Annotated in this window: 1 tRNA gene and 3 rRNA genes; all 4 read right to left on the minus strand. The window is 49.7% G+C overall.

The features are described 5' to 3' along the window. A 5S ribosomal RNA gene (gene rrf, locus MHH90_RS10160) occupies window positions 1-116 on the minus strand. A gap of 83 nt (window positions 117-199) precedes the next feature. Then, window positions 200-3099 (minus strand): 23S ribosomal RNA (locus tag MHH90_RS10165). Between the two features lie 146 nt (window positions 3100-3245). After that, window positions 3246-3318, minus strand: a tRNA-Ala gene (locus MHH90_RS10170). A gap of 54 nt (window positions 3319-3372) precedes the next feature. Further along, window positions 3373-4434, minus strand: a 16S ribosomal RNA gene (locus MHH90_RS10175); the annotation flags it as partial.

A 4434-nucleotide genomic window follows, 5' to 3' on the forward strand; every position in this document is an offset into this window, starting at 1 on the left:
GCTAAGCGACTACCGTATCTAACAGGGGGCAACCCCCAACTACATCAGGCGTACTAGGGCTTAACTTCTGTGTTCGGCATGGGAACAGGTGTATCTCCTAGGCTATCGTCACTTAACTCTGAGTATTCTCAACTCAAAATTGAATATCTATACTGTATCAAGAAACCAAATCGTTGTCAATATATCTCAGTTACATTCGTTGGATAAGTCCTCGAGCTATTAGTATTAGTCCGCTACATGTGTCACCACACTTCCACTTCTAACCTATCAACCTGATCATCTCTCAGGGCTCTTACTGATATAAAATCATGGGAAATCTCATCTTGAGGTGGGCTTCACACTTAGATGCTTTCAGCGTTTATCCCTTCCCTACATAGCTACCCAGCGATGCTCTTGGCAGAACAACTGGTACACCAGCGGTAAGTCCACTCTGGTCCTCTCGTACTAGGAGCAGATCCTCTCAAATTTCCTACGCCCGCGACGGATAGGGACCGAACTGTCTCACGACGTTCTGAACCCAGCTCGCGTGCCGCTTTAATGGGCGAACAGCCCAACCCTTGGGACCGACTACAGCCCCAGGATGCGACGAGCCGACATCGAGGTGCCAAACCTCCCCGTCGATGTGAACTCTTGGGGGAGATAAGCCTGTTATCCCCAGGGTAGCTTTTATCCGTTGAGCGATGGCCCTTCCATACGGAACCACCGGATCACTAAGCCCGACTTTCGTCCCTGCTCGAGTTGTAGCTCTCGCAGTCAAGCTCCCTTATACCTTTACACTCTGCGAATGATTTCCAACCATTCTGAGGGAACCTTTGGGCGCCTCCGTTACCTTTTAGGAGGCGACCGCCCCAGTCAAACTGCCCGTCAGACACTGTCTCCGATAGGGATAACCTATCTGGGTTAGAGTAGCCATAACACAAGGGTAGTATCCCAACAACGCCTCACTCGAAACTGGCGTCCCGAGGTCATAGGCTCCTACCTATCCTGTACATGTGGTACAGATACTCAATATCAAACTGCAGTAAAGCTCCATGGGGTCTTTCCGTCCTGTCGCGGGTAACCTGCATCTTCACAGGTACTAAAATTTCACCGAGTCTCTCGTTGAGACAGTGCCCAAATCATTACGCCTTTCGTGCGGGTCGGAACTTACCCGACAAGGAATTTCGCTACCTTAGGACCGTTATAGTTACGGCCGCCGTTTACTGGGGCTTCAATTCATGCCTTCGCTTACGCTAAGCACTCCTCTTAACCTTCCAGCACCGGGCAGGCGTCACCCCCTATACATCATCTTACGATTTAGCAGAGAGCTGTGTTTTTGATAAACAGTTGCTTGGGCCTATTCACTGCGGCTGACCATCAGTCAGCGCCCCTTCTCCCGAAGTTACGGGGCCATTTTGCCGAGTTCCTTAACGAGAGTTCTCTCGCTCACCTGAGGCTACTCGCCTCGACTACCTGTGTCGGTTTGCGGTACGGGTAGAGTATAATTAACGCTAGAAGCTTTTCTCGGCAGTGTGACATCACTAACTTCGCTACTAAACTTCGCTCCCCATCACAGCTCAATGTTAAAGATATAAGCATTTGACTCATATCACACCTCACTGCTTGGCCAGACACTTCCAATCGTCTGGTTTAGTTAGCCTACTGCGTCCCTCCATCACTATATACTCTAGTACAGGAATATCAACCTGTTGTCCATCGGATACACCTTTCGGTCTCTCCTTAGGTCCCGACTAACCCAGGGCGGACGAGCCTTCCCCTGGAAACCTTAGTCTTACGGTGGACAGGATTCTCACCTGTCTTTCGCTACTCATACCGGCATTCTCACTTCTATGCGCTCCAGCACTCCTCACGGTACACCTTCTTCGCACATAGAACGCTCTCCTACCATACCTATAAAGGTATCCACAGCTTCGGTAATATGTTTTAGCCCCGGTACATTTTCGGCGCAGGGTCACTCGACTAGTGAGCTATTACGCACTCTTTGAATGAATAGCTGCTTCTAAGCTAACATCCTAGTTGTCTGTGCAACCCCACATCCTTTTCCACTTAACATATATTTTGGGACCTTAGCTGGTGGTCTGGGCTGTTTCCCTTTCGACTACGGATCTTAGCACTCGCAGTCTGACTGCCGATTATATCTCATTGGCATTCGGAGTTTATCTGAGATTGGTAATCCGGGATGGACCCCTCACCCAAACAGTGCTCTACCTCCAAGAGACTTAACATCGACGCTAGCCCTAAAGCTATTTCGGAGAGAACCAGCTATCTCCAAGTTCGTTTGGAATTTCTCCGCTACCCACAAGTCATCCAAGCACTTTTCAACGTGCCCTGGTTCGGTCCTCCAGTGAGTTTTACCTCACCTTCAACCTGCTCATGGGTAGGTCACATGGTTTCGGGTCTACGACATGATACTAATGCGCCCTATTAAGACTCGGTTTCCCTACGGCTCCGTCTCTTCAACTTAACCTCGCATCATATCGTAACTCGCCGGTTCATTCTACAAAAGGCACGCTCTCACCCATTAACGGGCTCGAACTTGTTGTAGGCACACGGTTTCAGGTTCTATTTCACTCCCCTCCCGGGGTGCTTTTCACCTTTCCCTCACGGTACTGGTTCACTATCGGTCACTAGAGAGTATTTAGGGTTGGGAGATGGTCCTCCCAGATTCCGACGAGATTTCTCGTGTCTCGCCGTACTCAGGATACTGCTAGGTATAAAGACTATTTCGAATACGAGGCTATTACTCTCTTTGGCCTACCTTCCCAGGTAGTTCTTCTATAATCTTTAAGTCCACGTTGCAGTCCTACAACCCCGAAGAGTAAACTCTTCGGTTTGCCCTCTTGCCGTTTCGCTCGCCGCTACTAAGGCAATCGCTTTTGCTTTCTCTTCCTACAGCTACTTAGATGTTTCAGTTCACTGCGTCTTCCTCTACATTACCTTAACAGTAATGAGTGACAGGCATTACCTGCCGGGTTCCCCCATTCGGACATCTCTGGATCATTGCTCACTTACAGCTCCCCAAAGCATTTCGTCGTTAGTCACGTCCTTCATCGGCTTCTAGTGCCAAGGCATCCACCGTGCGCCCTTATTAACTTAACCTTATTTTGGCCTTTCGACCTAACTCATTAAATATTCACAGCGTTTCGGTTTATTTTCTTGTTACTATCTATATGTAATTACTTACATATGGAATTTGATATAGATATTCAATTTTCAATGGACAATACTTGAATCTTTCGATTCAATGGAGCCTAGCGGGATCGAACCGCTGACCTCCTGCGTGCAAAGCAGGCGCTCTCCCAGCTGAGCTAAGGCCCCACAAGACCTCTCAAAACTAAATAAGAAACTCAAGTACATTCCGTTTTTCCTTAGAAAGGAGGTGATCCAGCCGCACCTTCCGATACGGCTACCTTGTTACGACTTCACCCCAATCATCTGTCCCACCTTAGGCGGCTGGCTCCAAAAGGTTACCTCACCGACTTCGGGTGTTACAAACTCTCGTGGTGTGACGGGCGGTGTGTACAAGGCCCGGGAACGTATTCACCGCGGCGTGCTGATCCGCGATTACTAGCGATTCCGACTTCATGTAGGCGAGTTGCAGCCTACAATCCGAACTGAGATTGGCTTTAAGAGATTAGCTCGCCGTCACCGACTCGCAACTCGTTGTACCAACCATTGTAGCACGTGTGTAGCCCAGGTCATAAGGGGCATGATGATTTGACGTCATCCCCACCTTCCTCCGGTTTATTACCGGCAGTCTCGCTAGAGTGCCCAACTGAATGATGGCAACTAACAATAGGGGTTGCGCTCGTTGCGGGACTTAACCCAACATCTCACGACACGAGCTGACGACAACCATGCACCACCTGTCACCGATGTACCGAAGTAACTTTCTATCTCTAGAAATAGCATCGGGATGTCAAGACCTGGTAAGGTTCTTCGCGTTGCTTCGAATTAAACCACATGCTCCACCGCTTGTGCGGGCCCCCGTCAATTCCTTTGAGTTTCAACCTTGCGGTCGTACTCCCCAGGCGGAGTGCTTAATGCGTTAGCTGCGGCACTGAATCCCGGAAAGGATCCAACACCTAGCACTCATCGTTTACGGCGTGGACTACCAGGGTATCTAATCCTGTTCGCTCCCCACGCTTTCGAGCCTCAGCGTCAGTTACAGACCAGAGAGCCGCTTTCGCCACCGGTGTTCCTCCATATATCTACGCATTTCACCGCTACACATGGAATTCCACTCTCCCCTTCTGCACTCAAGTTTGACAGTTTCCAAAGCGAACTATGGTTGAGCCACAGCCTTTAACTTCAGACTTATCAAACCGCCTGCGCTCGCTTTACGCCCAATAAATCCGGACAACGCTCGGGACCTACGTATTACCGCGGCTGCTGGCACGTAGTTAGCCGTCCCTTTCTGGTAAGCTACCGTCA

The sequence above is a fragment of the Streptococcus sp. FSL E2-3488 genome, assembly GCF_038003585.1.
Lineage (GTDB): Bacteria > Bacillota > Bacilli > Lactobacillales > Streptococcaceae > Streptococcus > Streptococcus thermophilus.